We start from the raw sequence: 26,570 nt of genomic DNA on the forward strand, positions 1-26,570 counted from the left end.
TAAAATTCGCCGTCAACCCTTATTTCAAACTTTATTCCGATTTCAGCGTGATGCGCGCAAACGCCTTCTTGCCGGCCTGACAGACGTGAGTCGCACCCAGCACATATATAAAGGAGCGATCAACCACCTCACCATCGACACGCACACCACCGGAAGCCAACAGATCGCGCGCCGCCGCCGAGTTCTTCACCAAGCCCGCCTTATTAAGGACAGCAGCAATTGGCATATCCTCAACAGAGGCCAGCTCGATCTCCGGCAGATCATCCGGCAACTCACCATCCTTCATACGATTACCCGCAGCCCGATGAGCATTGGCCGCAGCCTCCTCACCGTGGAAACGCGCAACAATCTCTTCCGCCAGCTTGATCTTGATATCGCGCGGATTGGCCCCCGCCTCAACATCCGCACGGAAGGCATCGATCTCATCCATCGAACGGAAGCTGAGCAGCTCAAAGTAACGCCACATCAGCACATCCGGAATCGAAACAAGCTTGCCGTACATCACACCTGGCGCTTCCTGAATACCGACGTAATTGCCCAACGACTTGGACATCTTCTTCACGCCATCCAGGCCCTCGAGCAACGGCATGGTCAGAATGCACTGAGCTTCCTGACCATAACCACGCTGCAGCTCTCGCCCCATCAGCAAGTTGAACTTCTGATCGGTACCGCCCAGCTCGACATCCGCGCGCAGAGCAACCGAGTCATAACCCTGAACCAGCGGATAGAGGAACTCATGAATAGCGATCGGCTGATTGGTGGTGTAACGCTTGTCGAAGTCATCACGCTCTAGCATGCGCGCGACGGTGTATTGCGAAGTCAGACGAATGAAGTCCGCCGGCCCCATCTGATCCATCCAGGTGGAGTTGAATGCGACTTCGGTTTTCGCCGGATCAAGAATCTTGAACACTTGAGTCTTGTACGTTTCGGCGTTTTCCAGAACCTGCTCGCGAGTCAAGGGAGGACGAGTCGCACTCTTGCCGCTTGGATCACCGATCATTCCAGTGAAGTCACCAATGAGGAAAATCACCTGATGCCCCAATTCCTGGAACTGGCGCAGCTTATTAATAAGCACGGTGTGACCCAAGTGCAGATCCGGGGCGGTTGGATCGAAACCAGCCTTGATACGCAGCGGCTGGCCGCGCTTGAGCTTCTCGATCAGCTCGGACTCGACCAATAGTTCTTCCGCACCACGTTTAATCAGCGCTAGCTGCTCTTCAACCGACTTCATAACAGACCCGCAAGGCTCAGATTCAAAGGGAACCAACCATACAAGATCGTGCACCAATTACAAGTTTTGCCCGGCGCACGGACACCAATCTGCAGACAGGGTGTCTGTAGACTTGCTTCGGGGATGATTTGGTTATATTTTATACAGTTATTTCATCTTCATCATGTCATTCATCTTTTCCAATTCATCTTTTTTCAAAGTCAAAAATACTTATGACCACTGAACCGTCTAAAGCGCCACCGCTTTACCCGAAGACCCACCTGCTCGCCGCAAGTGGAATCGCCGCCCTTCTCAGCCTGGCGCTCCTGGTATTCCCTTCCAGTGATGTTGAAGCCAAAAAGACGACCCTGAGCCTTGAACTGGAAAGTCCTGCTGAACAACTGACACAAGATCAAGACGCTGCTGACGCAGTTCAAGCCACAAATGAGCCAGTAGCCTCACCTTTCGCCCAGATCGAAAACAGCACCGAAGACACTCCGCAAGCCGCTGAAGCCGCACCTGCGCCCGCTCCGGTTGCCGAAAAGCCAAAAGCTCCAGGACACCGCGAAGTCGTTGTCTCCAAAGGCGATACGCTCTCTACATTGTTCGAGAAAGTCGGTCTGCCAGCCGCCGCCGTGCATGAAGTCCTGGCGAGCGACAAGCAAGCCAAACAATTCAGCCAGCTCAAGCACGGCCAGAAGCTTGAGTTCGAACTGAACCCGCAAGGCCAACTGACCAGCCTGCACAGCAAAGTCAGCGACGTTGAAACCATCACCCTGACCAAGAACGACAAGGGCTATGCATTCAGCCGCGTCACCGCAAAACCGACTGTTCGCACGGCTTACGTGCACGGCGTGATCAATAGCTCCCTGTCACAATCCGCTGCCCGCGCAGGCCTGTCCCACAGTCTGACCATGGACATGGCCAGCGTATTTGGCTACGACGTCGACTTCGCTCAGGATATCCGTCAGGGCGACGAATTCGACGTGATCTACGAGCAGAAAGTGGTTAACGGCAAAGCCGTCGGTAATGGCCCGATTCTGTCGGCGCGCTTCACCAACCGCGGCAAGACTTACACCGCCGTGCGTTACACCAACAAGCAAGGCAACAGCAGCTATTACACCGCTGATGGCAACAGCATGCGCAAAGCGTTCATCCGTACCCCGGTGGACTTCGCCCGCATCAGTTCCAAATTCTCCATGGGCCGCAAACATCCGATCCTCAACAAAATCCGCGCCCACAAGGGCGTCGATTACGCAGCGCCACGCGGCACGCCGATCAAGGCTGCCGGCGACGGCAAAGTGCTGTTGGCCGGTCGCCGCGGTGGCTACGGCAACACGGTGATCATCCAGCACGGCAACACCTACCGCACCTTGTATGGCCACATGCAGGGTTTCGCCAAGGGCGTGAAGACCGGCGGTAACGTCAAGCAGGGTCAGGTGATCGGTTATATCGGGACTACCGGTCTGTCCACCGGCCCGCACTTGCACTATGAGTTCCAGGTCAACGGTGTTCACGTCGACCCATTGGGCCAGAAGCTGCCAATGGCGGATCCGATCGCCAAGTCCGAACGCGCACGCTTCCTTGCGCAGAGCCAGCCGCTGATGGCGCGCATGGATCAAGAGAAGGCCACCATGCTGGCTTCGAGCAAGCGCTAAGCCATGGCGCTTTATATAGGCGTGATGTCCGGCACCAGTCTCGACGGGCTGGACATCGCCCTGATCGAGCAAACCTCGGCGATCAAACTGATCGCCACGCACTACATCCCCATGCCTGAATCCCTGCGCGCCGAGCTGCTTGGCTTGTGCGCCAGCGGCCCCGACGAGATCGCACGCTCGGCGATCGCCCAACAGCACTGGGTGAAACTCGCCGCGCAGGGCATCCATACCCTCCTCGATCAGCAGCAGCTCAAGCCCGACGCCATTCGTGCAATCGGCAGCCACGGCCAGACCATTCGCCATGAGCCCGCTCGCGGCTTCACCGTACAGATCGGCAATCCTGCGCTACTCACGGAGCTGACCGGTATCACCGTGGTCAGCGACTTCCGCAGCCGCGACGTGGCTGCCGGCGGCCAAGGCGCGCCGCTGGTGCCAGCCTTCCATGAAGCTTTGTTCGAAGAGCGTAGCGGTAACCGTGCAGTCTTGAATGTCGGCGGTTTCAGCAATCTGAGCCTGATAGAGCCGACGCGGCCTGTAGCCGGTTTCGACTGCGGCCCCGGAAATGTGCTGATGGATGCCTGGATTCATCAGCAACGCGGTGAGAATTATGATCGCGCCGGTCAGTGGGCAGCCAGCGGTACGGTAGAGCCCGCCTTGCTGTCAGCGCTGCTCAGCGACCCGTTCTTTGTCACAAAGGGCCCGAAGAGCACCGGCCGCGAAGTATTCAACCTGCCGTGGCTGCAACAACACCTGTCCAGACTGCCGACCTTTGCTGCTGAAAACGTCCAGGCAACATTGCTGGAACTGACGGCACTGACCATCGTCGAGTCGCTGCAAAGCGCTCAAGCCGATACCCGGGAAATGCTGGTCTGCGGCGGCGGCGCTCATAACGCCACGCTGATGAAGCGTCTCGCCGATCTGCTGCCGAACGCTATCGTCGCCAGCACCGCGACTCACGGTGTCGATCCGGACTGGGTCGAGGCCATGGCCTTCGCCTGGCTTGCTCATTGCTGCCTCGAAGGCATTGCCGCCAACCGCCCGAGCGTCACTGGCGCCAAAGGCCTGCGGGTACTCGGCGCCATCTACCCCAACTGAGCAAAACGCCGGCAACAAAAAACGCCGCAGAACCGTAAGGCTCTGCGGCGTTTTGTTGTGTGCAGCGAGGCGCGATCAGATCGAGAACGAAGAGCCGCAACCACAAGTAGTGGTGGCGTTCGGGTTCTTGATCACGAAGCGCGAACCTTCCAGACCTTCCTGGTAATCCACTTCGGCACCCGCCAGATACTGGAAGCTCATCGGATCCACCACCAGGCTCACGCCTTCGCGCTCGACGATGGTGTCGTCCTCGGCCACATCTTCATCGAAGGTGAAGCCGTACTGAAACCCTGAACAACCGCCGCCCGTAACGAATACGCGCAGCTTCAAGCGATCATTCCCCTCTTCATCGACCAGGCTCTTCACTTTGTGCGCAGCACCTTGAGTGAATTGCAAAGCCGTGGGGGTGAAGGATTCGACGCTCATGCTGACTATCTCCCGGCGTTACGCCGCCATAATGCGTGATGACGCGCATTATCCGCTTGTCCTAGAAAATCGGTCAACTATTGTTACGGTATATCAATAAACCCGACCAACTGCCCAGAATGCAAAAAGGCCCGGTTGACGGGCCTTTTTGCTGTGTTGACGAACGTGTTACGGCAGCATACCGGCGTGGGACAGGCCGAAACGCTCATCCAGCCCGAACAGGATGTTCATGTTCTGCACCGCCTGACCCGACGCGCCTTTGACCAGGTTGTCGATCACCGACAGCACCACCACCAGATCGCCATCCTGCGGGCGGTGCACGGCGATGCGGCAGACGTTGGCACCACGCACGCTGCGAGTTTCCGGATGGCTGCCGGCCGGCATCACATCGACGAACGGCTCGTTGGCATAACGCTTTTCGAACAGAGCCTGCAGATCCACCGAACGATCAACCACGGTCGCGTAGAGCGTGGAGTGAATACCACGGATCATCGGCGTCAGGTGCGGAACGAAGGTCAGACCGACATCCTTGCCCGCAGCGCGACGCAGACCCTGGCGAATTTCCGGCAAATGACGGTGACCTTTGACCGCATAAGCCTTCATGCTTTCCGAGGTCTCAGAGTACAGCGAGCCTACAGATGCGCCGCGACCGGCACCGCTGACACCTGATTTGCAGTCGGCGATCAGCCGCGAAGTGTCAGCCAGACCCGCTTCAAGCAGCGGCAGGAAACCCAACTGCGTAGCGGTTGGGTAGCAACCCGGCACAGCGATCAGACGCGCTTTTTTGATCTGCTCGCGATTGACTTCCGGCAGGCCGTAGACCGCCTCGTCCAGCAACTCGGGCGCGCCGTGTGGCTGGCCGTACCATTTGGCCCATTCTTCAGCGTCCTGCAAACGGAAGTCCGCGGACAGGTCGATGACCTTGGTGCCCGCCGCCAACAGTTCACCGGCCAACGCATGAGCAACGCCGTGCGGGGTGGCGAAGAACACCACATCACATGCGCCCAGGGTTTTGATGTCCGGCACGCTGAACGCCAGGCCGTCGTAGTGACCGCGCAGGTTCGGGTACATGTCAGCCACGGCCAGACCGGCCTCGGATCGGGAAGTGATCACCACCACTTCTGCCTGCGGATGCTGTGCCAACAGACGCAGCAGTTCGACACCGGTGTAACCCGTGCCGCCGACGATACCGACCTTGACCATAAACCTGCCCTCAACGAACCCACTGGAAAGCCGTCGATAATAGGGGCCGCGCGGCCCTGCGACAACCATCAAGGTGACGTGCGGACGCTCAAGCCTCTACTATCCCGGCTACCGTGAACCTGGGAATAACCAAAATGCTCTATCTATGGATCAAAGCGCTTCATATTGTCAGCGTCGTCTGCTGGTTTGCCGGGCTGTTCTACTTGCCACGGCTGTTCGTTTATCACGCACAAAGTGAAGACACGATCAGCAAGGAACGCTTCAGCCTCATGGAACGCAAGCTGTATCGCGGCATCATGGGCCCGGCGATGATCGCCACGTTGATCTTCGGCGGCTGGCTGATCTACCTCAATCCGGGCATCTTCAGCATGGGCGGCTGGATTCACGCCAAGCTGACCCTGGTGGTCCTGCTGATCGGCTACCACCACATGTGCGGCGCGCAGGTAAAACGCTTCGCCCGTGGCGAGAACACCCGCAGCCATGTCTTTTATCGCTGGTTCAATGAAGTGCCGGTTCTGATATTGCTGGCTATCGTAATTCTGGTCGTGGTCAAGCCGTTCTAATTTCATAACAGGCATCACACCTCGGGGGATTTCCAATGTCACTGCCCGCTCTGCTCGAACAACGTCTGCGCTTGCCGGTAGTGGCGGCGCCGATGTTCCTGATCTCCAACCCGGAACTGGTGCTCGCCTGCTGCCGTAACGGCGTGGTCGGCAGCTTCCCGGCGCTGAACCAGCGTGAAAGCAGCGGTTTCAAGGCCTGGCTGGAGGAGATTGAAGCGGGCCTGGCGACACTGGACAACCCGGCGCCGTATGCCGTGAATCTGATCGTGCACAACAGCAATCCGCGCTTGCAGGCGGATCTGAACATCTGCGTCGAGCACAAGGTGCCGATTGTCATCACCAGCCTCGGTGCGGTGAAGGAACTGGTCGATGCCGTGCACAGCTACGGCGGCCTGGTGTTCCACGACGTGACCACGCGCCGGCATGCCGAGAAAGCCGCCGAAGCCGGCGTCGACGGTTTGATCGCGGTTGCGGCGGGTGCCGGTGGCCATGCCGGCACCTGGAGTCCGTTTGCGCTGATCGCCGAGATCCGCGAGTTCTTCGATAAAACCCTGCTGCTTGCCGGATGTCTGAACCACGGCCATGAGATTTTGGCTGCACAACTGCTTGGCGCGGATCTGGCCTACTTCGGCACGCGATTTATCGGCACCACCGAAAGTCATGCGTCTGACGCCTACAAGGACATGCTGCTGACGGCCAAAGCGGCGGACATCATTCATACGCCTGCGGTCTCTGGCGTACCCGCAAGCTTCATGCGCCAAAGTCTGGAAGCTGCGGGTTTCGACATGGCCGCGCTGCAAGGCAAAGGCGAGGTCAATTTCGGTGACAAGCTCAAACCGATCAACGACGAAGCCAAGGCCTGGAAGACCGTGTGGTCGGCCGGCCAGGGCGTTGGCCAGATTGACGACCTGCCGAGCGTGGATCAGTTGATCGCCCGGCTCGACGCGGAATACCGTCAGGCGCTGGAGCGTGCGGCGCAGTTGCCGAAGCGTTGGCCACGCTGAGAAAAATCAGGCCAGTCTTAGAGTGACTGGCCTTACACTTGCTGACCCTCAATTAATTCGCGACAAGGATGCCTCGGCCATGAGCGAACCTCGTTACAAGATCGTTTTCGCCGGAGCTCTACAGCCCGGTGTCGATCTCACCACCGCCAAGCTCAATCTTGCGGCCCTGTTCAAAAGCGATGTCGCCGCCATAGAGCGCCTGTTCAATGACAGCACCGTCGCCCTCAAACGCGACCTGACCTACAGCGATGCGCAAACCTATCTGCAAGCACTGAACAAGACCGGGATCGATGCACGGATCGAAAGCGAAACGGCGATCGAACTGAGTCTGTCGGACGTGCATGAGCAACCGGCAACCTTCAACGACTCCGCATCACCTTATGCGCCCCCTCAGGCCAACGTCGGCGAAAACCTGCCAGCCTTCGCCACCCTCAAGCCCTTCAGCGTCGAGGGCCGGATCGGTCGCCTGCGCTTTCTGGCCTGGAGCATGGTCCTGAGCCTGGTGACTCTGCCGATCGTGGCGATATTCGCGTTTATCGGGCTCGGACTGGTCAGTGGCGACACCACCACCGGCCTGATCATCGGCGGGCTATTCGCGTTCTTCCTGTTCCTCGGTTTCATCATTGTCAGCATTCTGTTCAGCGTGCAGCGCCTGCACGACATCGGCTGGTCCGGCTGGCTCTGGCTGCTGAATCTGGTGCCGTTCGTGGGCAGCTTCTTCCCGCTGGTGATCATGGTCGTGCCGGGCAACACCGGGGCCAACCGCTACGGCCCGCCGCCACCGCCCAACAGCACCGCGGTCAAAGTGCTGTGCTCGTTGTGGATCGTGTTCTTCGCCCTGGTATTTGCCGGCGGCATGCTCGGCGGTATCTCGGCGATTCAGCAGGAGTACGAAAGCAACCTCGAGAGCAGCTATGAAAGCGGCTCGGTCACCACCGATGAAGTCGAGGTCGAGACTGTACCTGCGAATTCCGTGGACGATGCAGCCGAAGCGCCCCCGGCCCCTGTAGACTCTGCGAAAGAATGAACAACGCTCCCCGCCGTGACACCTGCGTCGCTGGCGCGGGGCTGTTGCGATGGAGAAATGCATGACCCGTTACGCTCTGATCACCGGCGCCTCCAGCGGCATCGGCCTGGCCATGGCCGAAGCGCTGGCCCGACGCGGCCGCAGCTTGATTCTGGTGGCTCGCCAGCGTGATCAGCTGGAAAGTATCGCGATCGAACTGACCCAGCGCTTTGGCGTGGAAGTGTTGTTCCGCGCCTGCGATCTGGGCGAGCCATTGCGCCTGTCCGGCTTCCTGCTGGAGCTGGAAGAAGGCGACCGGCAGATCGATCTGTTGGTCAATTGCGCCGGTATCGGCACCTGCGGCCCATTCCTCGCCCAGGACTGGATGACCGAGCAGGACCTGATCGAAGTCAACATCCTCGCCCTCACCCGTCTGTGCCATGCCATCGGCAACAGCATGGCGCTGCAGGGCGGCGGGCAGATCCTCAACGTCGCCTCAGTGGCAGCGTTCAATCCCGGTCCGTGGATGAGCACTTACTACGCCAGCAAGGCTTACGTTCTGCACTTCTCCGAGGCGCTGCGGGTTGAACTGAAACAGAGCGCGGTCAAGGTTTCGGTGCTCTGCCCCGGCCCGACACGCACCGCTTTCTTCCGCACCGCTCAGCTCAACAGCGACAAACTCAAGGACAGCAAACTGCTGATGAGCCCCGAGGAAGTCGCGCTGTACACCGTGCGTGCGCTGGAGAAAAACCGCGCAATCATTATCCCGGGACGACGCAACCGCTGGCTGGCGTTCCTGCCGCGCCTCGGCTCGCGCTGGCTCAATCGCACCCTCGTCGGCATGGTCAACAAGGCTTACTGCCCGCGCTGAACTGTCCTACGGCAAATCACTGGGCGCGGTCATTTCCCATGAGTACACTCAGGCCAGCCCCCACAACGGAGAAAACAGCAGTGGATACTCTGTTCACCAAGATCATTAACCGGGAAATCCCGGCCAAGATCATTTACGAGGACGACCAGGTTCTGGCGTTCCACGACATCGCCCCTCAGGCACCGGTGCACTTTCTGGTGATCCCGAAGAAACCGGTGCGCACCCTCAACGACCTGACCGAAGACGACAAGGCACTGGCCGGGCACATCCTGTTCACCGCCCAGCGTCTGGCGCTGGAACTGGGCTGCGAGGAAGGCTTCCGGGTGGTGATGAACTGCAATGAAAAAGGTGGGCAGACCGTCTATCACATTCATATGCATGTACTCGGTCAGCGCCAGATGAACTGGCCGCCGGGCTGATATCAGCAAACCTGTGCAGGAGCTGCCGAAGGCTGCGATCTTTTGATCTTCGAGTATCAAAAAGATCGCAGTCTTCGGCAGCTCCTGCATAAAGCAAAAAGCACATCCAGTGTGACTGATGACCCAGCGCAAACCTTCCCCGGCCGATTCGGTTAAACTGGCGGTCGAGATTTTTCCCGGAGGTCAGCATGACTACCCAACGTCACTACTCGCCGATTGACCGTCTACTGCTGCAAGCCGATGCCGCGATGCGTACTCTGCTGCCTTTCAGTGGTCAGCCGTACCGTCCGTCGCCAGCGATTGTGCAGCCGGAAGTGCAGATGAGCGATGAAGACACTCGCCACGTCGCCGGCCTGATGCGCATCAACCACACTGGTGAAGTGTGCGCCCAAGCGCTGTACCAAGGTCAGGCGCTGACCGCCAAGTTGCCGCAGGTGCGTGCCGCCATGGAGCACGCCGCCGAAGAGGAAATCGACCATCTGGTGTGGTGCGAGCAGCGCATCCATCAACTGGGCAGTCACACCAGCGTACTCAATCCGCTGTTCTACGGGATGTCGTTCGGTATTGGCGCCGTGGCCGGCCTGATCAGCGACAAGGTCAGCCTCGGCTTCGTCGCAGCCACCGAACATCAAGTGTGCAAGCACCTGAACGAGCACTTGGAGCAATTGCCGGCAGAAGACGAGAAGTCCCGGGCAATCTTGCAGCAGATGCGCATTGATGAAGAACATCATGCGGAGAGCGCACTGGATGCGGGCGGTTTCCGTTTTCCGGCGCCAGTGAAGTTCGGGATGAGTCTGTTGGCGAAGGTGATGACCAAGAGCACTTATCGAATCTGAGATCGGTATTGCTGCTGAGGGCCCCTTCGCGAGCAGGCTCGCTCCCACAGGGCTCTGTTTCGGTAATAAAAAAGGCGACTACCGCAAAGTAGTCGCCTTTTTTGTGCCCGGTGTCTCGTCCTGAATAAGGTTTACACCTTCTGGCTTCTTATCAGGAGTGTGCAATGGATTCGGGCGCAAAACGCAGTCAACGCGATTACACGCTGACTTTTAAATTGTCGGTTGTCGACCAAGTCGAAAAAGGCGAGTTGAGTTATAAAGAGGCTCAACGGCGCTACGGAATTCAGGGTCGGTCGACGGTGTTGGTTTGGTTACGCAAGCATGGTCGGCAAGACTGGAGCCAAGGCGCCTCCATTCGTTCCCAAAGGAACCGATCGATGGACGAGCCCACTTTGCCCTTAACTCCCGAGCAGAGAATCAAAGAGCTTGAGGAGCAGTTGGCGCTGGCGAATCAGAAAGCCAAGTTTTTTGAAGACGTGGTGGATGTACTGAAGAACGACTACGGCGTCTCTGTCGTAAAAAAGCGGCCCGGCAAGTCGTTGCGCAGACCCAAACCCTGAGTGTCAGCAGGGCTTGCCAGTTTATGGGGATTAGTCGCCAAGCCTTTTACAAACGTAATCGCGTCTATCGGGCTCGCATCGAGCAAGATCAGAAACTCATCCAGTTTGTGCAGACAATCCGAGTACGCCAACCCTGCATTGGCGCCCGCAAATTGCACTCACTGATGCACGCGGAGCGTGAGAAACAGGAGCTGCATGTCGGCCGCGATCGGTTATTGGCGGTCTTGCGTGATTTCCGCCAACTGGTCCGCAGGAAGCGGGCTTATCACAAAACGACCGACAGTCATCATCACTTCCGCTGCCATCCCAATCTGCTCAAACCAGGCTCGTCGCAAGTTGTCGCTACCGGTCCGGAACAGGTTTGGGTAGCCGATATCACTTATCTGTCTACCAAGCGTGACGATCCGGTCTATTTGAGTCTGGTGACGGATGCCTTCTCGAGAAAAATAGTCGGCTATCACGTGCATGGCAGCTTACATGCCGACTCGGTGGCTCAAGCCTTGCGCATGGCTGTGAAGACGCGTCGAACATGTCAGAAACTGGTTCATCACTCAGATCGAGGTGTGCAGTACTGCTCGGCGCTTTATCAAAAGCTCCATGCCAAGCATGGCATTACGTGCTCAATGACTGATGGCTACGACTGCTACCAAAACGCCTTGGCAGAGCGGGTCAACGGCATCTTGAAGACAGAGCTCTTGCTCCACCGGCCGACAGACTTGGCGCAAGCGGAGCAAATGGTGCGGGAGGCGATCTTGATCTACAACCAGGAGCGCCCTCACCTGTCCTTAAAATACAAAACGCCCGATGAAGTGCATCGGGCGTTAGGGTGAAACAGGTGTAAACCTATTTCAGGACTAGACACGGGAATCTTACGCCGGCATGTTGCGCGCGTAGAAGATTTCCAGCATTTCGTGTTTCACACGTTCAGTTACCTGTGCCCGCTGTTCAGCGGACAGGTTGCTGGTGGCGTCGCCGAACAGGTAGTTATCCAGCTCGAAGTTCTTCAGCAGCATTTTGGTGTGGAACAGGTTTTCCTGGTACACGTTCACGTCGGTCATCTGGTACGCGTCGCGGGTGTCTTCGGAAAGGTAGTTCTGGATCGAGTTGATCTCGTGGTCGATGAAGTGCTTGTTGCCTTCAACGTCACGGGTGAAACCGCGCACACGGTAATCCACAGTCACGATGTCCGAATCGAACTGGTGAATGAGGAAGTTGAGCGCTTTAAGCGGTGAAATGACACCACAGGTCGACACGTCGATGTCCACACGGAACGTCGCAATACCGGCGTCCGGATGGATTTCCGGATAGGTATGCACCGTGATGTGGCTCTTGTCGAGGTGGGCAAGGATGATTTCGGGCAATGGGCCCGGGGACTCCTCGATCTGGCTGTCAGTCGGGGTCACCGGCTCTTCCGAGATCAGAATCGTGACGCTGGCACCCTGAGGCTCATAGTTCTGACTCGCGATGTTCAGAATGTTGGCACCAATGATTTCGACAACTTCCGTGAGGATCTGCGTCAGGCGTTCGGCGTTGTACTCTTGATTGATGTACTCGACGTAAGCCTGCTGGTCTTGCGGGGTTTCCGCGTAGCAGATGTCATAGATGTTGAAGCTCAAGGTCTTTGTCAGGTTGTTGAACCCGTGGAGCTTGAGTTTGCTTTTCACCGTTAAAAACTCTCTATGTATGCGGCGCAGCCGCGTGATCAAGCATGCCCGTCAAGTGCGAACAACGCACCTGCGTAGGACGGTTAACACCTCTTCGCGATGGCGATTTTGGTTATCTGTTCAGGCGGATGATCCGTCGGCTGACCGATCACTGCCCTGAAAAAAGTGGCGCATTATGCAGACGTCAGCGAGGGATCGCCAGAGTCTGCACTGCTTTTATGATAGTTGAATGTCGGTTCAACCGAGTTCGACGATTTCATAATCGTGAGTGATCGCCACGCCGGCCGCGCCGAGCATGATCGAGGCCGAGCAATACTTCTCGGCAGACAGTTCGATGGCGCGTTTGACCTGGGCTTCTTTCAGGCCTCGGCCCTTGACCACGAAGTGCATGTGGATCTTGGTGAACACCTTCGGGTCTTCGGTCGCGCGCTCGGCGTCAAGGAACGCTTCGCAGCTTTCAACCGCCTGACGCGACTTCTTCAGGATGCTCACCACGTCGAAGTTGCTGCAACCACCCACGCCCAGCAGAAGCATTTCCATCGGGCGAACACCCAGGTTACGACCACCGGCGTCGGGCGGACCGTCCATCACCACGACATGACCGCTACCGGATTCGCCGAGGAACATGGCTTCGCCAGCCCATTGGATGCGTGCCTTCATCGCCAAGACTCCACTGTAGAAAAAAGGGTCGCCAGCTTAGCACAGGCCTTTGCTCTGACAGCGCCCGGCGTTCCTGGGAAAGATGCCTAAGCTGCGTAGGTAATTTCTCGAATTTTCGACGAAGTGTCTGGTAAGCTGGCGCCAATTCGCTGGCGCCAATTGTCAGCCTGTGTAGCGACCGCCTTCAGCGCCTCATATAAAAATCAAACATCACCGTGCAGTCTTTTCGGGATACAACCATGGTTGCTATTACCCCCACACCCAAAATCAAAAACCTCGACAAACTGTTGATGCATTGCCAACGCCGTCGCCATGCGGCCAAAAGCAACATCATCTGCGCCGGCGATCGCTCGGACACGCTGTACTTCATCATCAAGGGTTCGGTCACGATCCTGATTGAAGATGACGACGGCCGCGAAATGATCATTGCCTACCTCAACGCCGGGGATTTCTTTGGCGAACTGGGTTTGTTCGAACAAGCGGGTCAGGAACAACAACGCAGCGCCTGGGTGCGGGCCAAGGTTGAATGTGAAATCGCCGAAATCAGCTATGTGAAGTTCCGCGAACTGTCACAGCAGGATCCCGACATTCTTTACGTCCTCAGCGGACAAATCGCACAACGTCTGCGCAATACCACGCGCAAGGTCGGCGACCTGGCGTTCTTCGACGTCACCGGTCGCGTTGCCCGTTGCCTGCTGGAGTTGTGCAAACAGCCTGACGCAATGACCCACCCGGACGGCATGCAGATCAAGGTGACCCGTCAGGAAATCGGACGAATTGTCGGTTGTTCGCGGGAAATGGTCGGCCGCGTGCTCAAGGATCTTGAGGAACGCAACCTGGTCGATGTGAAAGGCAAGACCATGGTGGTCTTCGGCACCCGCTAAGCGCGCAAGCTCAGGCGCTGTAGACCTGCGCCAGCATCCGTCGAAACAGCTCATCCAGACGCGCCAAAGCATTTGGCGCGACGAACTTCTCATGCAGGGCAATGTGGCTTTCAGCCCGCACTCGCTGCTCCAGACCGCAAGCCTCGTTGAAGCGATTGACCGCCGCGACCATCGATTCGCGCTCGTTATCGATCAACATCGCCCCGTGCACCAACCCCACCGGACGCTGACCGCCCTGACTCTGGCGCCAGCGTTGAGCAGTGCCGACCATCTTGCGGCCGTCGAGATTGACGTTGAAGCGGCCGTCACAGAACGCACCGTCGATTTCGCCCAACGACGATGTGCCGCCCAACTCATCCAGCAACTCACAGATTGGATCGCACAGACGCCGATAGCCAGTTTCGATGCGATTCAGATCGCCCTCGCTGCGGGGCGGAGCGTAGACCAGTGCGATGTTGATCGTTGAGGAGGACTGCGGGACCGGTTCACCGCCGGTTTCCCGCAGCAATACTGGCCAACCGGCAGTCGCGGAGACTTCGCAGGCGTGATCAAAACCGGGCAGACGATTAAGGCGGCGCGGCATGACCAGGGCGTTATCGCTGGGTTGCCAGAACAGCAGGCCGAATTCGGCGTCGCCGGCGCAGACGGAAGCGAGCAAGTCTTGTTCGGCTTGCAGGCCGGCCTCGATGGTCATGAAGGTGGGCAGCGACATGGAGGGCTCCGGCAGATCTGGAATCTTTAGGGATTTTGAGGGCCTTTTCGCGAGCAGGCTCGCTCCCACAGGGGAAATGCATTCCAATATGGGAGCGAGCCTGCTCGCGAATGAGGTCGACTCGATCAGTCGAGGGTCGAACCACTGACCGGTACGCCGCGTTCCGGGAAGAACAGGCGTTGCAGTTCGGTGCCCGGGCTTTCCGCGCGCATGAACGCTTCGCCCACCAGAAAGGCATACACATCGCTGATTTCCATCAGCTCGACATCGGCACGGTTGAGGATGCCACTCTCGGTGATCACCAATCGGTCGCGCGGAATGCGCGGCAACAGGTCGAGGGTGGTTTCCAGGCTGACGTCGAACGTGTGCAGGTTGCGGTTATTGACCCCGACCAGTGGCGTGTCGAGGGTTTTCAGTGCGCGCTCCAGCTCATCGCCGTCGTGCACTTCCACCAGCACATCGAGACCGACACCCTTGGCCACCGAGGCCAGCTCGGCCATTTTTACGTCGTCCAGTGCGGAGACGATCAACAGCACGCAGTCGGCGCCCAGCGCACGGGCTTCGACGATCTGGTACGGATCGATCATGAAGTCTTTGCGGATCACCGGCAATTTGCACGCGGCGCGGGCCTGTTGCAGGTAGATATCAGCGCCCTGGAAGTAGTCGATATCGGTCAGCACCGAAAGACAGGTCGCCCCGCCCTTCTCGTAGCTCTTGGCGATATCGGCAGGCACGAAGTTCTCGCGTATCACGCCTTTGCTCGGCGAAGCCTTCTTGATTTCGGCGATCACCGCCGGTTGCTTCTTCTTGGCCTGCGCCAGCAATGCCTGGGCAAAACCACGGGGTGCATCGGCCGCCTTGGCCAGACTTTCCAGCTCGCTCAGGCTGACGCGAGCGCTGCGCTCGGCGACTTCCTGGACTTTGCGCGCCAGAATGTTTTCCAGAACCGTCGGTACACTCATCCCTCATTCTCCACTTTGAATACCGCGGTAAAGGCACCCAACTCCTCGAGTTTTTCCCGAGCGAGACCGGTGTGCAGGGCGTCGTGCGCGAGCGCCACGCCTTCTTTGAGACTGGTCGCCAGGTCGGCGGCATACAGCGCCGCACCGGCATTGAGCACGATCATTTCCGCAGCTTTCTGGCCGCTCTCGGTCTTGCGCTTGCCCAGCGCATCGCGGATCAGCGCCAGCGACGCTTCCGGGCCTTCGACCGACAGACCGTGCAGGCTCTGGCTCTTCATGCCCAGATCTTCCGGCTCGACCCAATACTCTGTGATCTCGTTGTTTTTCAGCTCAGCGACGAAGGTCGGCGCGGCAAGGCTGAACTCGTCCAGGCCATCCTTCGAATGCACCACCAGCACGTGCTTGCTGCCAAGCCGCTGCAAGACTTCGGCCAATGGCCGGCACAGCGCTGGAGTGAACACGCCCACCACCTGATGTTTCACACCGGCCGGATTCGTAAGCGGGCCGAGCATGTTGAACAGCGTACGCAGGCCAAGATCGCGGCGTGGGCCGGCGGCGTACTTCATCGCTTTGTGGTGAGTCTGGGCAAACATGAAACCGATGCCGACGTTGTCGATGCAACGGGCAACCTGCACCGGGGTCAGGTTCAGATAGATACCGGCCGCCTCCAGCAAGTCGGCGCTGCCGCTCTTGCCCGACACCGCACGGTTACCGTGCTTGGCCACGGTACAACCGGCTGCCGCGACAACGAACGCCGAAGCCGTCGATACGTTGAAGATGTTCGCACCGTCACCGCCGGTGCCGACTACATCGACCACGCCGTCGAGGGTCTTGAGTTCGACCTGGTCGGCCAGCTCACGCATCACCGACACGGCGCCGACGATTTCATCGATGCTCTCGCTCTTCATGCGCATGGCCATCATGAATGCGCCGATCTGTGCGTCGGTGCATTGCCCGGTCATGATTTCGCGCATCACGTCGCGCATTTCTTCGGTACTGAGGTCGAGGTGTTCGACGATACGGCTCAGGGCTGTCTTGATGTTCATGGGAGTCCTTAGCGCGTGCCGCCGGTTTGTTTGAGGAAGTTGGCAAACAGTTCATGACCCTGCTCGGTGAGGATCGACTCGGGGTGGAACTGTACGCCCTCGATGTTCAGGGTCTTGTGCCGCAGGCCCATGATTTCATCGACGCTGCCGTCATCGTGCTGCGTCCACGCGGTCAGCTCCAGGCAATCGGGCAAAGTACCGTGCTTGACGATCAGCGAGTGGTAACGGGTAACCGTCAGCGGATGATTCAGACCGGCGAAAACGCCCTTGTCCTCGTGGAATACCGGACTAGTCTTACCGTGCATCACCTGACGGGCGCGCACCACATCGCCACCGAACGCCTGGCCAATCGATTGATGGCCGAGGCAGACGCCGAGGATTGGCAGTTTGCCGGCGAAGTATTTGATGGCTTCGATGGAGATGCCGGCTTCAGTCGGCGTGCACGGACCTGGCGAAACCACGATGCGCTCGGGGTTGAGCGCTTCGATTTCGGCGACAGTCAGTTCGTCGTTGCGCACCACTTTGACCTCGGCACCCAGCTCGCCGAGGTATTGCACAACGTTGTAAGTAAAGGAGTCGTAGTTGTCGATCATCAGCAACATGGCGTTTCGAACCTCTTGAATTCTGACTTGAAGACAGCCTTCAGATGACTTGCCCGCAGGGCGCTGCACGATGTCGGACGCACAGAGAGCGTCGGCACAGCGGCATTTCAAACGGGCGAGGAAGGCAAAGCGATACAGATCCGGCCGGGCCGGCAGAAAAGATTCAGGCGCGCCAACGCCAACGGGCGTGTGCCTTGATGACTTGATCCAGAAGTTTGCTGACGATCAACACGGGGAAGGTCTCGTTTATACGTTCCGGCACAGTAACTTAGCTGGGCAGAGCGTGCAATATGGCGGGGCTGACGGGGGACAAAACTATGGGAGGCTTCGCGACCGATGGCAAAACGCCGGGAGTTTTTGGTACTGTCGTTTCGTTCACCTACAACAATAAATAAACGGACTTGCTCATGATCAAACAGACGTTGTTTGTACCGCTCGCCGGTTGCCTGCTCGCCATGGCTTGCGCCCAGGCCTACGCGGCACCCGCGCCCTATTCGAACTTCATCGTGTTCGGTGACAGCCTCAACGACGCTGGTACCTTCAGGGACACCGGCGGCCCGGCCGGCGCCACGCAGCGCTACACCAACCGCACCGGCCCGTTGTACAAGGATGGCACCGGGGAAAACCGCGACCTCAACGCCACCCAGATCATCGGCGGCAAACTCGGTTTCAGCCCGGATCAGACCGCCTCCTCGTCCTCGGCCGTGCGTGCCGGTGAAGGTCTGGCCGATGGCAACAACTGGGCGGTGGGTGGTTACCGTACCGACCAGATCCTCGACTCGATCACCACCCAGTCCGCCACCGGTGAACGCACGCGCAGCGGTTACCTGCCGTCGAATGGCTTCCGCGCTGATCCGAACGCGCTGTATTACCTGTCCGGGGGCGGCAACGACTTCCTTCAGGGCCGCGTGCTCAGCCTCGATCAGGCCAGCTCGGCGGCCGACCGACTGGCCGACAGCGTGCGCACGCTGCAAGGTGCCGGCGCCAAATACATCATGGTCTGGCTGCTGCCAGACATCGGCCTGACCCCGGCGATCAACGGCTCACCGCTGCAGAGCTTCACCTCGCAGCTCAGCGCCCAATTCAACACCGAACTGGTCAGCCAGTTGCAGGGCATCAACGCCGAAATCATTCCACTGAACATTCCGGTGCTGCTCAAAGAAGCGTTCGCCAACCCGGCGCAGTTCGGCCTCGCGACCGACCAGAACCTGACGGCCACCTGCTTCAGCGGCAACAGTTGCACCGAGAACGCCCGATACGGCATCAACAGCGCCACGCCGGATCCGACCAAGCTGATCTACAACGACTCGGTGCACCCCACCGAAGCTGGCCAGCGCCTGATTGCCGACTACGCCTACTCGCTGCTCGCCGCCCCGTGGGAACTGACCCTGCTGCCGGAAATGGCCCAAGGTTCGTTGCGCGCGCATCAGGATGAACTGCGCAATCAATGGCTGGCCGACTGGGAAAACTGGCAGGCCGTGGGCCAATGGCGCGCTATCGTCGCCGGTGGCGGACAGCATCAGGACTTCGACGGCCAGCACAGCGCCGCCAGTGCCGACGGCAACGGCTACAACCTGAACATCGGCGGCAGCTATCGCGTCAACGACGCCTGGCGTGTCGGATTGGCCGCTGGTTTCTATAACCAGAAACTCGAGGCCGGCGACGCCGATTCGGAATACAAACTCAACTCCTACATGGGCACCGCGTTCGCCCAGTATCAACAAAACCGCTGGTGGGGCGATCTGGCAATGACCGCCGGCAAACTCGACTACGACAGCCTCAAGCGTAAATTCCAACTCGGGGTCAACGAGCGCGGGGAGAAAGGCGATACCGATGGCTACGTGCTGGCGATCAGCGGCCGTATCGGCTACGACATCGCACAGCAGGCCAGCAGCCCGTGGCACCTGTCGCCGTTCGTCAGCGCCGATTTTGGCAAGGTCGAGGTCGACGGTTACTCGGAAAAAGGCGCGGATTCCACCGCGCTGACCTTCGATGACCAGTCGCGCAACTCGCGGCGTCTGGGCCTGGGTATCCAGGGCAAGTACCAGATCACGGCGCAGACCGAAGTGTTCGGCGAGTTCGCTCACGAACGTGAGTACAACGACGATCGCCAGGATCTGACCATCAACCTCAACAGCTTGCCGAACAACCGCTTCACGCTCGAAGGCTACGAGCCGCAGACCAACCTCAATCGCCTGAACCTGGGCGTGAGCCACAAGCTCACGCAGGATTTGGCGTTGCGCGCCAGCTACAACGTGCGCAAGGATGATGACTTTACCCAGCAAGGGGTGAACGTCGGGGTCAGTCTCGATTTCTGAGGCGGAAAAGCAAAAGATCGCAGGCTGCGCCAGCTCCTACAGGGGCTTGGCAGGTACAAAAAACGCGGCGCCCTTACGGGTGTCGCGTTTTTTATGCCTGACCATAAAGCCCATGTGGGTCAGGCGTCCGGAGTCTGCTCAGCCAGGGCCACGGCGCGGAACATCGCGCGGCGCTTGTTCAGGGTTTCTTCCCATTCCAGCGCCGGCACGGAGTCGGCCACGATGCCGCCACCGGCCTGCACGTGCAGTTCGCCGTTCTTGATCACCGCGGTACGAATCGCAATCGCGGTGTCCATGTTGCCGTTCCAGGCGAAGTAACCGACCGCACCGCCATACACGCCACGCTTGACCGGCTCCAGTTCGTCGATAATTTCCATCGCACGGATCTTCGGTGCGCCAGACAAGGTGCCCGCCGGCAGAATCGCCCGCAGCGCGTCCATCGCGGTCAGCCCGGCCTTCAATTGGCCGGTGACGTTGGAGACGATGTGCATCACGTTGGAATAACGCTCGATGACCATTTTCTCGGTGAGCTTCACCGAACCGATTTCCGAGACACGACCGGTGTCGTTACGACCGAGGTCGATCAGCATCAAGTGTTCGGCGATCTCTTTGTCGTCCGACAGCAGATCCTCTTCCAGCGCCAGATCCGCCTCTTCGGTAGCTCCGCGTGGACGAGTGCCGGCGATCGGGCGCACGGTGATCAGGTTGTCTTCGACCCGCACCAGCACTTCCGGCGAACTGCCGACGACGTGGAAGTCGCCGAAGTTGAAGAAGTACATGTACGGCGTCGGGTTGAAGCAACGCAGGGCGCGGTACAGATCGATCGGCGCGGCCTTGAAGTCGATCGACATGCGCTGCGACGGCACCACTTGCATGCAGTCGCCTGCGAGGATGTATTCCTTGATGGTGTCGACGGCTTTTTCGTAGTCGCTCTGGGTGAAACTGGAGCGGAACAGCGGATCAGCCGCTTGTTGCTTGCTGAAATCCAGGCCACGGCGCGGGGTGATCGGCTGGCGCAGTTTCTCCAGCAGTGCCTGCAATTGCGCCTGACCCTGCTCGTAAGCATCGGCGTGCGCCGGGTCGGCGAGGACAATCGCGTGCATCTTGCCGGCGAGGTTGTCGAACACCACTACCGCATCGGACACCATCAGCAGAATGTCCGGCACGCCCAGCGGATCCGGGTTCGGGCATTTGCCCAGACGCTTCTCGACATAGCGCACGCAGTCATAACCGAAATAACCGACCAGGCCACCGTTGAAACGCGGCAGACCGGCAATGGTCGGCACGTTGTAGCGGGCCTTGAAGGTTTCGACGAAGGCCAGCGGGTCTTCGACGTCATGGCTTTCGGTCTCGACGCCATCGACGGTGATGCTTACGTGATGGTCGTGCACCCGCAGTACGGTGCGGCACGGCAGGCCGATGATCGAGTAACGGCCCCATTTCTCGCCGCCCTGCACCGATTCGAGCAGGTAGGAGTTGGGCTGGTCGGCCAGTTTCAGGTAGATCGACAGCGGCGTGTCGAAGTCGGCCAGGGTTTCGCAGGCCAACGGAATGCGGTTGTAGCCGTCAGCGGCCAGGCGCAGGAATTCTTCGCGGATCATGGGGTGCCTCGTGGTGTGAGGGGCAAATCAGTCAGGTGTGCAAACGCGCCGGCAAGCCGGCCAGGAACCCGTCAGGCGCGCCAACGCCAGCGGGCCAGGGCCTTGATGACTTTCATCCAGAGTTTGCGGGTGACCACCACGATGGCGTTTCCAGAATGGGATTGAGATGCGTCGGGCAACGTTATCTCAGCGGCTGTACCGAGGCAACCGGGAATTAGCTTGCGCAGATCGTCGATCACCAGTGCCGGGGATTCTTCGGCAATCGGCCGGCCATGGTTGTAGCCGTAGCTCAGCGCCACGCACTTGACCCCCGCCGCCTTCGCCGCCAGCACGTCGCTGCGCGAGTCGCCGACGAACAGCGATTGCGAGGCCGGGATGTTGGCCATCTTCATCACGAAGAACAGCGCGGCCGGATCAGGCTTCTTCTGCGGCAGGGTATCGCCGCCGATGATCCACTTAAAGTAGCGGCCGATCTTCATCTGGTCCAGCAGCGGCGCGACGAAACGCTCCGGCTTGTTGGTGATCAGTGCCATGGCCACGCCCTGCTTGTGCAGCCACTTGAGGGTGTCGCGCACGCCGGGATAGACCACGGTCAACTCGTGGCTCGCGCCATAGGCCTCCATGAACACTTCCAGCGCGTGCTCGGCCTCGACGTCATCCACCGCCGAATGATCGATGCCGCCGGCCAGCGCCCGGCGCACCAGCACCGGTGCGCCGTTACCGACCCACTCGCGTACCGCCTCGATGCCGGCAGGCTTGCGGCCGAGGGAGAGCAGCATGGTGTCCACCGCCGCCGCCAGGTCGGGAACCGAGTCGATCAGCGTGCCATCCAGATCGAACATCACCAACCGTGGCAGTTGCCCCGGGAACAGCTGCTCAAAACCGCTCATGGGCGGGCCAGCGCCAGTTCGGAACGCATCTTGTCGATGACTTCCTGATAGTTCGGCGCATTGAAGATCGCCGAACCGGCCACAAAGGTGTCAGCGCCAGCGGCCGCGATTTCGCGGATATTGTTGACGTTGACGCCGCCATCGATTTCCAGACGGATATCACGCCCCGAGGCATCGATGATCGCCCGCGCTTCGCGCAGTTTGTCGAGGGTGCCGGGGATGAACTTCTGCCCGCCAAAGCCCGGGTTGACGCTCATCAGCAAGACCATGTCGACCTTGTCGATCACGTACTTGAGCACGTCCAGCGGGGTCGCCGGGTTGAACACCAGGCCGGATTTGCAGCCGCCTTCACGGATCAGTTGCAGCGAACGATCGACGTGCAGCGTGGCTTCCGGGTGGAAGGTGATGTAGGTGGCGCCGGCCTCGATGAAGTCGCCGACAATGCGATCCACCGGGCTGACCATCAGGTGCGCGTCGATCGGCGCGGTGATGCCGTACTTGCGCAATGCGGCGCAGACCATCGGGCCGATGGTCAGGTTCGGCACGTAGTGGTTGTCCATGACATCGAAGTGAACGAAGTCGGCACCGGCGGCCAGAACGTTGTCCACTTCCTCGCCGAGGCGGGCGAAGTCGGCAGAGAGAATCGACGGAGCAATTACGAAGGGCTGCATGACGCACCTTTTCTGAGCTAAATCACGATGGCGCGCATTGTATACCTCAAGTTTCCGTGCGCGCACCGTGACCGCGATGATCAGTACGCCGCTCGGTAGATCTTCTCGATATCCGCAGCGCTGAGCTTGCGCGGGTTGTTGCGCATCAGACGCTCGATTCCCGCGGCCTCCACGGCCATGGCCGGGATCGCCTCTTGCGGGACGCCAAAACTGCGCAGCCCGGCGGGAATTTCCACCGCCGCGCACAACTCGGTCATCGCCTGCACGGCTTTGTCCGCCGCCTCGGTGGCGCTCAAATGAGCGGTCTTCACTCCCATGGCTTCGGCGATATCCTGCATGCGCTCGACGCAGGCCATCTTGTTCCAGGTCATGACATACGGCAGCAACAACGCGTTACTGACGCCGTGGGCGATGTTGAAACGCCCGCCCAGCGGATACGCCAACGCATGCACCGCGCCGACCCCGGCATTGCCGAACGCCATGCCGGCCATCAGGCTGGCGGTGGCCATGTCTTCACGGGCCTGGAGATTGGCGCCATTGGCGTAGGCCTTGGGCAGGGCTTTGGCGATCAACTTGATTGCGCCGATGGCCAGTGAGTCGGTAATTGGCGAGGCATTGACCGACAGATAGGATTCGATGGCGTGCACCAGCGCATCAACACCACTGGCGGCGGTGACGCTGCGCGGGCAGGTCAGGGTCATCTGCGGACTGACCAGCGCCACATCCGGTAACAGGTAGTCGCTGACGATGCCTTTCTTCAGTTGCGCGACCTTGTCTGAGAGGATGGCGACGTTGGTCACTTCCGAACCGGTGCCAGCGGTGGTCGGGATGGCGATCAGCGGCGGGCCTTTGCGCGGCACCTGATCGACGCCGAACAGGTCTTCCAGCGCGCCGTGGTACCCGGCATACGCGGCGACACTCTTGGCGATATCGATGGCACTGCCGCCACCGAGGCCGATCAAACCGTCATGCCCGCCCTCGCGGTACACGCGCATGCAATCTTCGACAATGGCGATTTCCGGGTCCGGCAGCACTCGATCAAAAATCTCGTACTCGCGCCCGCCCAATTGGCACAGCGCCAGTTCCACAGTGCCGGATTTGACCAGCGCGGCGTCGGTGACAATCAGCGGGTTGTCGATATCGAGGCGGGTGAGTTCCGCTGCCAGTTGCTCAATGGCCCCGGCGCCGGTGATCAGTTTGTGAGCAATTTTGAACTGGGACAGACTCATCGTGCGCAGCCTCTTATAGATGTGGGAGCTGAGCACAAGCGTAGTTGGGGAAACCGGGTTGTCTGCCATTCACCCCATGAATGACAACCACACATAGATTTTCTGTACGCACGAACATTCCTATGTAGGAGCTGCCGAAGGCTGCGATCTTTTGATTTTGATCTTAAAAAGCCAGATCAAAAGATCGCAGCCTTCGGCAGCTCCTACAGGGGATCAGCGTCAGACCTGAGCGGTACGTAGTTTTTCGCTGCGCCCACGCAGCCATTCAAGGGTCAGCAACAGGATGACGGAGAACGCGATCAGCAAGGTTGCCGCAGCAGCAATCGTCGGGCTGAGGTTCTCGCGAATCCCGCTGAACATCTGCCGGGGCAGCGTCGCTTGCTCGGGGCCGGCGAGGAACAGCGTCACCACCACTTCATCGAACGACGTGGCGAAGGCGAACAGCGCCCCGGAAATCACCCCCGGTGCGATCAGCGGCAGAGTCACCCGGCGGAACGTGGTCAATGGCGAAGCCCCTAGGCTGGCCGCCGCCCGTACCAGGTTGTGGTTGAACCCTTGCAGCGTTGCCGACACAGTGATGATCACGAACGGCACGCCGAGCACCGCGTGCACCACGATCAGCGAGAAGAAGCTGTTACCCAGCCCCAGCGGCGCGAAGAACAGGTAACTCGCCACACCAATGATCACCACCGGCACCACCATCGGCGAAATCACCAGCGCCATCACCAGCGCCTTGCCGGGGAAATCGCCGCGGGTCAGGCCGATCGCGGCCAGGGTGCCGAAAACCATCGCCAGCACGGTCGCGGCGGGGGCGACGATGATGCTGTTCTTCAGCGAGCGCATCCATTCCGCCGAGGCGAAGAAATCCTGATACCAGTGCAGCGAGAAACCTTGCAGCGGATACACCAGGAAACTGCCCGAGTTGAACGACAGCGGCACGATGACCAGCACCGGCAGGATCAGGAACAGCAGGATCAGGCCGCAGAGGATCCGCAAGCTGTAGAACCACACCCGTTCAATGGGCGACATGTAAGGACTCAGCATTTCAAACTCCCCTTAGCTCAGGCGCAGGCGACTGGCGCCCACCAGCCAGCTGTAGATCAGATAAAGCACCACGGTCGCCAGCAGCAACAAGCCGCCCAGCGCAGTGGCCATGCCCCAGTTGATGCTGGTGTTGGTGTAGAACGCGACGAAGTAGCTGACCATCTGATCGTTCGGACTGCCGAGCAGCGCCGGGGTGATGTAGTAGCCGATGGCGAGGATGAACACCAACAGGCAACCGGCGCCGACACCGGCGTAGGTCTGCGGGAAATACACCCGCCAGAAACTGGCGAACGGATGGCAGCCCAACGATATGGCGGCGCGCATGTAGGTCGGCGAGATGCCTTTCATCACGCTGTAGATCGGCAGGATCATGAACGGCAGCAGGATGTGCACCATCGATATGTAGACCCCGGTGCGGTTGAACACCAGCTCCAGCGGTTTATCGATGATGCCCATGGCCATCAGCGCGCTGTTGATCAGCCCGCCCGACTGCAGCAACACGATCCACGCCGCAACCCGCACCAGAATCGAGGTCCAGAACGGCAGCAGCACCAGAATCATCAGCAGGTTGCTCTGCCGCGATGGCAAATTGGCCAGCAGGTAAGCCAATGGATAAGCGAGGAACAGGCAGATCACGGTGATGACCAGGCCCATCCAGAAAGTCCGGGCGAAGATGTCGAGGTAGATCGCCTGATCCGGGGTGGCCGGGGCCAGTTCGCCGAGATCGTCGATACGGTGATCGACCGCCGCCAGCAGGTAATACGGGGTGATGCTGCTGGTGTTGCGTTTGACCGCTTGCCAATAGGCCGGATCGCCCCAGCGCTCGTCGAGCGCTTCGAGGGCTTCTTTATAGGAGGCCGGTTCGCTGGCGAAAGGCAGCGCCCGGGCGGTTTTGGTCAATAGGCTGCGATAGCCGGCCAACTCCATGTTCAAGCGCTTGGACAGATCGCCCAGCGTCTGGTTTTTGCGCGCTTCAGCGAGGTCTTCGCCAGCCGCTTTGTACACCGGTTCAGCAGGCAGGCCACGGCCATCCCAACTGGCGATGGCCGCCACGGTGCGCGGCATGCCGCCAACCACTTCCGGGTTGCCGACGCTTTTATAGAGCAGCGCCACGATCGGCACCAGAAACACCAGCAACAGAAACAGCACCAGCGGCGCAATCAACGCCTGGGCCTTCCAGCGGTTGACCCGCTCGGCGTGCTTGAGCTTCTGCTTCAAGGTGGGGCTGGCGCCCTCGTTCAGGGGAACGGCGATGGCCATGACGTACTCCGCAAATCTTTGATCATTACAGAGGTGGCGAACCACCTCTGTTGTGTTGAAACACCAAAACTCTCAGATGAGTTTTTGTGGCGAGGGGATTCATCCCCGATCGGCTGCGCAGCAGTCGTAAAACCTGAGAATCCGGTTTATCTGACACACCGAGCGGGTATGGCTTC

At 59.5% G+C, this 26,570-nt stretch carries 26 protein-coding genes; 11 read left to right on the top strand and 15 right to left on the bottom strand.

The genetic code is table 11. The features are described from left to right. Positions 1-31 precede the first annotated feature (31 nt). Entirely contained in the window at positions 32-1,231 is a 1,200-nt protein-coding gene (tyrS, locus tag AC193Q_RS17315) for a tyrosine--tRNA ligase (RefSeq protein WP_047296939.1), read from the bottom strand. A 212-nt stretch (positions 1,232-1,443) separates the two neighbouring features. Between tyrS and AC193Q_RS17320 the strand changes: the two genes are divergently transcribed. Further along, positions 1,444-2,868 carry a peptidoglycan DD-metalloendopeptidase family protein gene (locus tag AC193Q_RS17320; RefSeq protein WP_121187462.1) on the top strand — a complete coding sequence of 475 codons (1,425 nt, stop codon included), beginning with the start codon at positions 1,444-1,446 and terminating at the stop codon, positions 2,866-2,868. A gap of 3 nt (positions 2,869-2,871) precedes the next feature. Next, positions 2,872-3,963 (top strand): anhydro-N-acetylmuramic acid kinase, encoded by a 1,092-nt coding sequence (locus tag AC193Q_RS17325; RefSeq protein ID WP_121187465.1) that lies wholly within the window; start codon positions 2,872-2,874, stop codon positions 3,961-3,963. A 75-nt stretch (positions 3,964-4,038) separates the two neighbouring features. On the opposite strand, the gene erpA is transcribed toward AC193Q_RS17325, so the two are convergent. Beyond that, the gene (gene erpA / locus AC193Q_RS17330) at positions 4,039-4,389 is read right to left on the bottom strand and encodes an iron-sulfur cluster insertion protein ErpA (RefSeq protein ID WP_003228776.1); all 351 of its coding nucleotides are present in this window, start codon (positions 4,387-4,389) and stop codon (positions 4,039-4,041) included. A gap of 168 nt (positions 4,390-4,557) precedes the next feature. Next, on the bottom strand, positions 4,558-5,592 hold the full coding sequence (argC, locus tag AC193Q_RS17335) for an N-acetyl-gamma-glutamyl-phosphate reductase (protein WP_047296942.1): 1,035 nt from the start codon (positions 5,590-5,592) through the stop codon (positions 4,558-4,560). A 134-nt stretch (positions 5,593-5,726) separates the two neighbouring features. Between argC and hemJ the strand changes: the two genes are divergently transcribed. The 7 genes from hemJ to AC193Q_RS17370 all read left to right on the top strand — a co-directional run bounded on the left by hemJ (position 5,727) and on the right by AC193Q_RS17370 (position 11,681). After that, entirely contained in the window at positions 5,727-6,155 is a 429-nt protein-coding gene (hemJ, locus tag AC193Q_RS17340) for a protoporphyrinogen oxidase HemJ (RefSeq protein WP_047296943.1), read from the top strand. A gap of 35 nt (positions 6,156-6,190) precedes the next feature. Next, positions 6,191-7,159 (top strand): NAD(P)H-dependent flavin oxidoreductase, encoded by a 969-nt coding sequence (locus AC193Q_RS17345; RefSeq protein ID WP_121187467.1) that lies wholly within the window; start codon positions 6,191-6,193, stop codon positions 7,157-7,159. A 79-nt stretch (positions 7,160-7,238) separates the two neighbouring features. Beyond that, the gene (locus tag AC193Q_RS17350) at positions 7,239-8,186 is read left to right on the top strand and encodes a DUF805 domain-containing protein (protein WP_121187470.1); all 948 of its coding nucleotides are present in this window, start codon (positions 7,239-7,241) and stop codon (positions 8,184-8,186) included. A gap of 61 nt (positions 8,187-8,247) precedes the next feature. Further along, positions 8,248-9,036: an SDR family NAD(P)-dependent oxidoreductase gene (locus tag AC193Q_RS17355; protein WP_041070136.1), complete on the top strand. Its 789-nt coding sequence runs from the start codon at positions 8,248-8,250 to the stop codon at positions 9,034-9,036. A gap of 80 nt (positions 9,037-9,116) precedes the next feature. Beyond that, positions 9,117-9,455 carry a histidine triad nucleotide-binding protein gene (locus tag AC193Q_RS17360; RefSeq protein WP_003228789.1) on the top strand — a complete coding sequence of 113 codons (339 nt, stop codon included), beginning with the start codon at positions 9,117-9,119 and terminating at the stop codon, positions 9,453-9,455. A 188-nt stretch (positions 9,456-9,643) separates the two neighbouring features. Then, the gene (gene coq7 / locus AC193Q_RS17365; protein ID WP_041070133.1) at positions 9,644-10,291 is read left to right on the top strand and encodes a 2-polyprenyl-3-methyl-6-methoxy-1,4-benzoquinone monooxygenase; all 648 of its coding nucleotides are present in this window, start codon (positions 9,644-9,646) and stop codon (positions 10,289-10,291) included. Between the two features lie 164 nt (positions 10,292-10,455). Beyond that, positions 10,456-11,681 (top strand): IS3 family transposase gene (locus AC193Q_RS17370; protein WP_483878632.1). Its coding sequence is split into 2 segments (ribosomal slippage): positions 10,456-10,807 and positions 10,807-11,681, totalling 1,227 coding nucleotides; the frame shifts between segments, so codons are not numbered across the junction. Positions 11,682-11,720: 39 nt separating this feature from the next. Here the strand turns inward: AC193Q_RS17370 and speD are convergent. Beyond that, a complete protein-coding gene (gene speD, locus AC193Q_RS17375; RefSeq protein ID WP_047296949.1) occupies positions 11,721-12,515 on the bottom strand; it encodes an adenosylmethionine decarboxylase in 795 nt (264 codons plus the stop codon). A gap of 237 nt (positions 12,516-12,752) precedes the next feature. Then, the gene (locus tag AC193Q_RS17380) at positions 12,753-13,175 is read right to left on the bottom strand and encodes an OsmC family protein (RefSeq protein ID WP_016772921.1); all 423 of its coding nucleotides are present in this window, start codon (positions 13,173-13,175) and stop codon (positions 12,753-12,755) included. Between the two features lie 239 nt (positions 13,176-13,414). Here AC193Q_RS17380 and crp point away from each other — a divergent pair, with 239 nt between their 5' ends. Then, positions 13,415-14,059: a cAMP-activated global transcriptional regulator CRP gene (crp, locus tag AC193Q_RS17385; protein WP_007966430.1), complete on the top strand. Its 645-nt coding sequence runs from the start codon at positions 13,415-13,417 to the stop codon at positions 14,057-14,059. Between the two features lie 10 nt (positions 14,060-14,069). On the opposite strand, the gene AC193Q_RS17390 is transcribed toward crp, so the two are convergent. The 4 genes from AC193Q_RS17390 to AC193Q_RS17405 all read right to left on the bottom strand — a co-directional run bounded on the left by AC193Q_RS17390 (position 14,070) and on the right by AC193Q_RS17405 (position 17,381). After that, positions 14,070-14,771, bottom strand: a complete 702-nt coding sequence (locus tag AC193Q_RS17390) for a lipoate--protein ligase family protein (protein ID WP_095668181.1) — start codon at positions 14,769-14,771, stop codon at positions 14,070-14,072. Between the two features lie 125 nt (positions 14,772-14,896). Next, positions 14,897-15,733: an indole-3-glycerol phosphate synthase TrpC gene (gene trpC / locus AC193Q_RS17395; protein ID WP_041070123.1), complete on the bottom strand. Its 837-nt coding sequence runs from the start codon at positions 15,731-15,733 to the stop codon at positions 14,897-14,899. Beyond that, positions 15,730-16,779: an anthranilate phosphoribosyltransferase gene (gene trpD / locus AC193Q_RS17400; protein WP_047296957.1), complete on the bottom strand. Its 1,050-nt coding sequence runs from the start codon at positions 16,777-16,779 to the stop codon at positions 15,730-15,732. The genes trpC and trpD overlap by 4 nt, the downstream gene beginning before the upstream one ends. An 8-nt stretch (positions 16,780-16,787) precedes the next feature. Beyond that, entirely contained in the window at positions 16,788-17,381 is a 594-nt protein-coding gene (locus AC193Q_RS17405; protein WP_047296959.1) for an aminodeoxychorismate/anthranilate synthase component II, read from the bottom strand. A gap of 407 nt (positions 17,382-17,788) precedes the next feature. Between AC193Q_RS17405 and estP the strand changes: the two genes are divergently transcribed. Continuing rightward, on the top strand, positions 17,789-19,699 hold the full coding sequence (estP, locus tag AC193Q_RS17410; RefSeq protein ID WP_041070114.1) for an esterase EstP: 1,911 nt from the start codon (positions 17,789-17,791) through the stop codon (positions 19,697-19,699). 119 nt (positions 19,700-19,818) lie between these two features. Here estP and trpE read toward each other — a convergent pair whose 3' ends face one another. The 6 genes from trpE to AC193Q_RS17440 all read right to left on the bottom strand — a co-directional run bounded on the left by trpE (position 19,819) and on the right by AC193Q_RS17440 (position 26,394). Then, positions 19,819-21,300 (bottom strand): anthranilate synthase component I, encoded by a 1,482-nt coding sequence (trpE, locus tag AC193Q_RS17415; RefSeq protein ID WP_041070110.1) that lies wholly within the window; start codon positions 21,298-21,300, stop codon positions 19,819-19,821. Positions 21,301-21,371: 71 nt separating this feature from the next. Continuing rightward, a complete protein-coding gene (locus AC193Q_RS17420) occupies positions 21,372-22,190 on the bottom strand; it encodes a phosphoglycolate phosphatase (RefSeq protein WP_047296963.1) in 819 nt (272 codons plus the stop codon). Continuing rightward, positions 22,187-22,861 (bottom strand): ribulose-phosphate 3-epimerase, encoded by a 675-nt coding sequence (rpe, locus tag AC193Q_RS17425; protein WP_003228808.1) that lies wholly within the window; start codon positions 22,859-22,861, stop codon positions 22,187-22,189. Before rpe ends, AC193Q_RS17420 begins: the two co-directional genes overlap by 4 nt. An 80-nt stretch (positions 22,862-22,941) precedes the next feature. Further along, a complete protein-coding gene (locus tag AC193Q_RS17430) occupies positions 22,942-24,090 on the bottom strand; it encodes an iron-containing alcohol dehydrogenase (protein ID WP_047296965.1) in 1,149 nt (382 codons plus the stop codon). Between the two features lie 219 nt (positions 24,091-24,309). After that, positions 24,310-25,134, bottom strand: a complete 825-nt coding sequence (locus AC193Q_RS17435) for an ABC transporter permease (RefSeq protein WP_041070101.1) — start codon at positions 25,132-25,134, stop codon at positions 24,310-24,312. 12 nt (positions 25,135-25,146) lie between these two features. Continuing rightward, complete coding sequence (locus AC193Q_RS17440; protein WP_047296966.1) at positions 25,147-26,394, bottom strand: ABC transporter permease; 1,248 nt, start codon at positions 26,392-26,394, stop codon at positions 25,147-25,149. Between the last annotated feature and the right edge of the window lie 176 nt (positions 26,395-26,570).

It is taken from the genome of Pseudomonas sp. F2 (assembly GCF_057174385.1).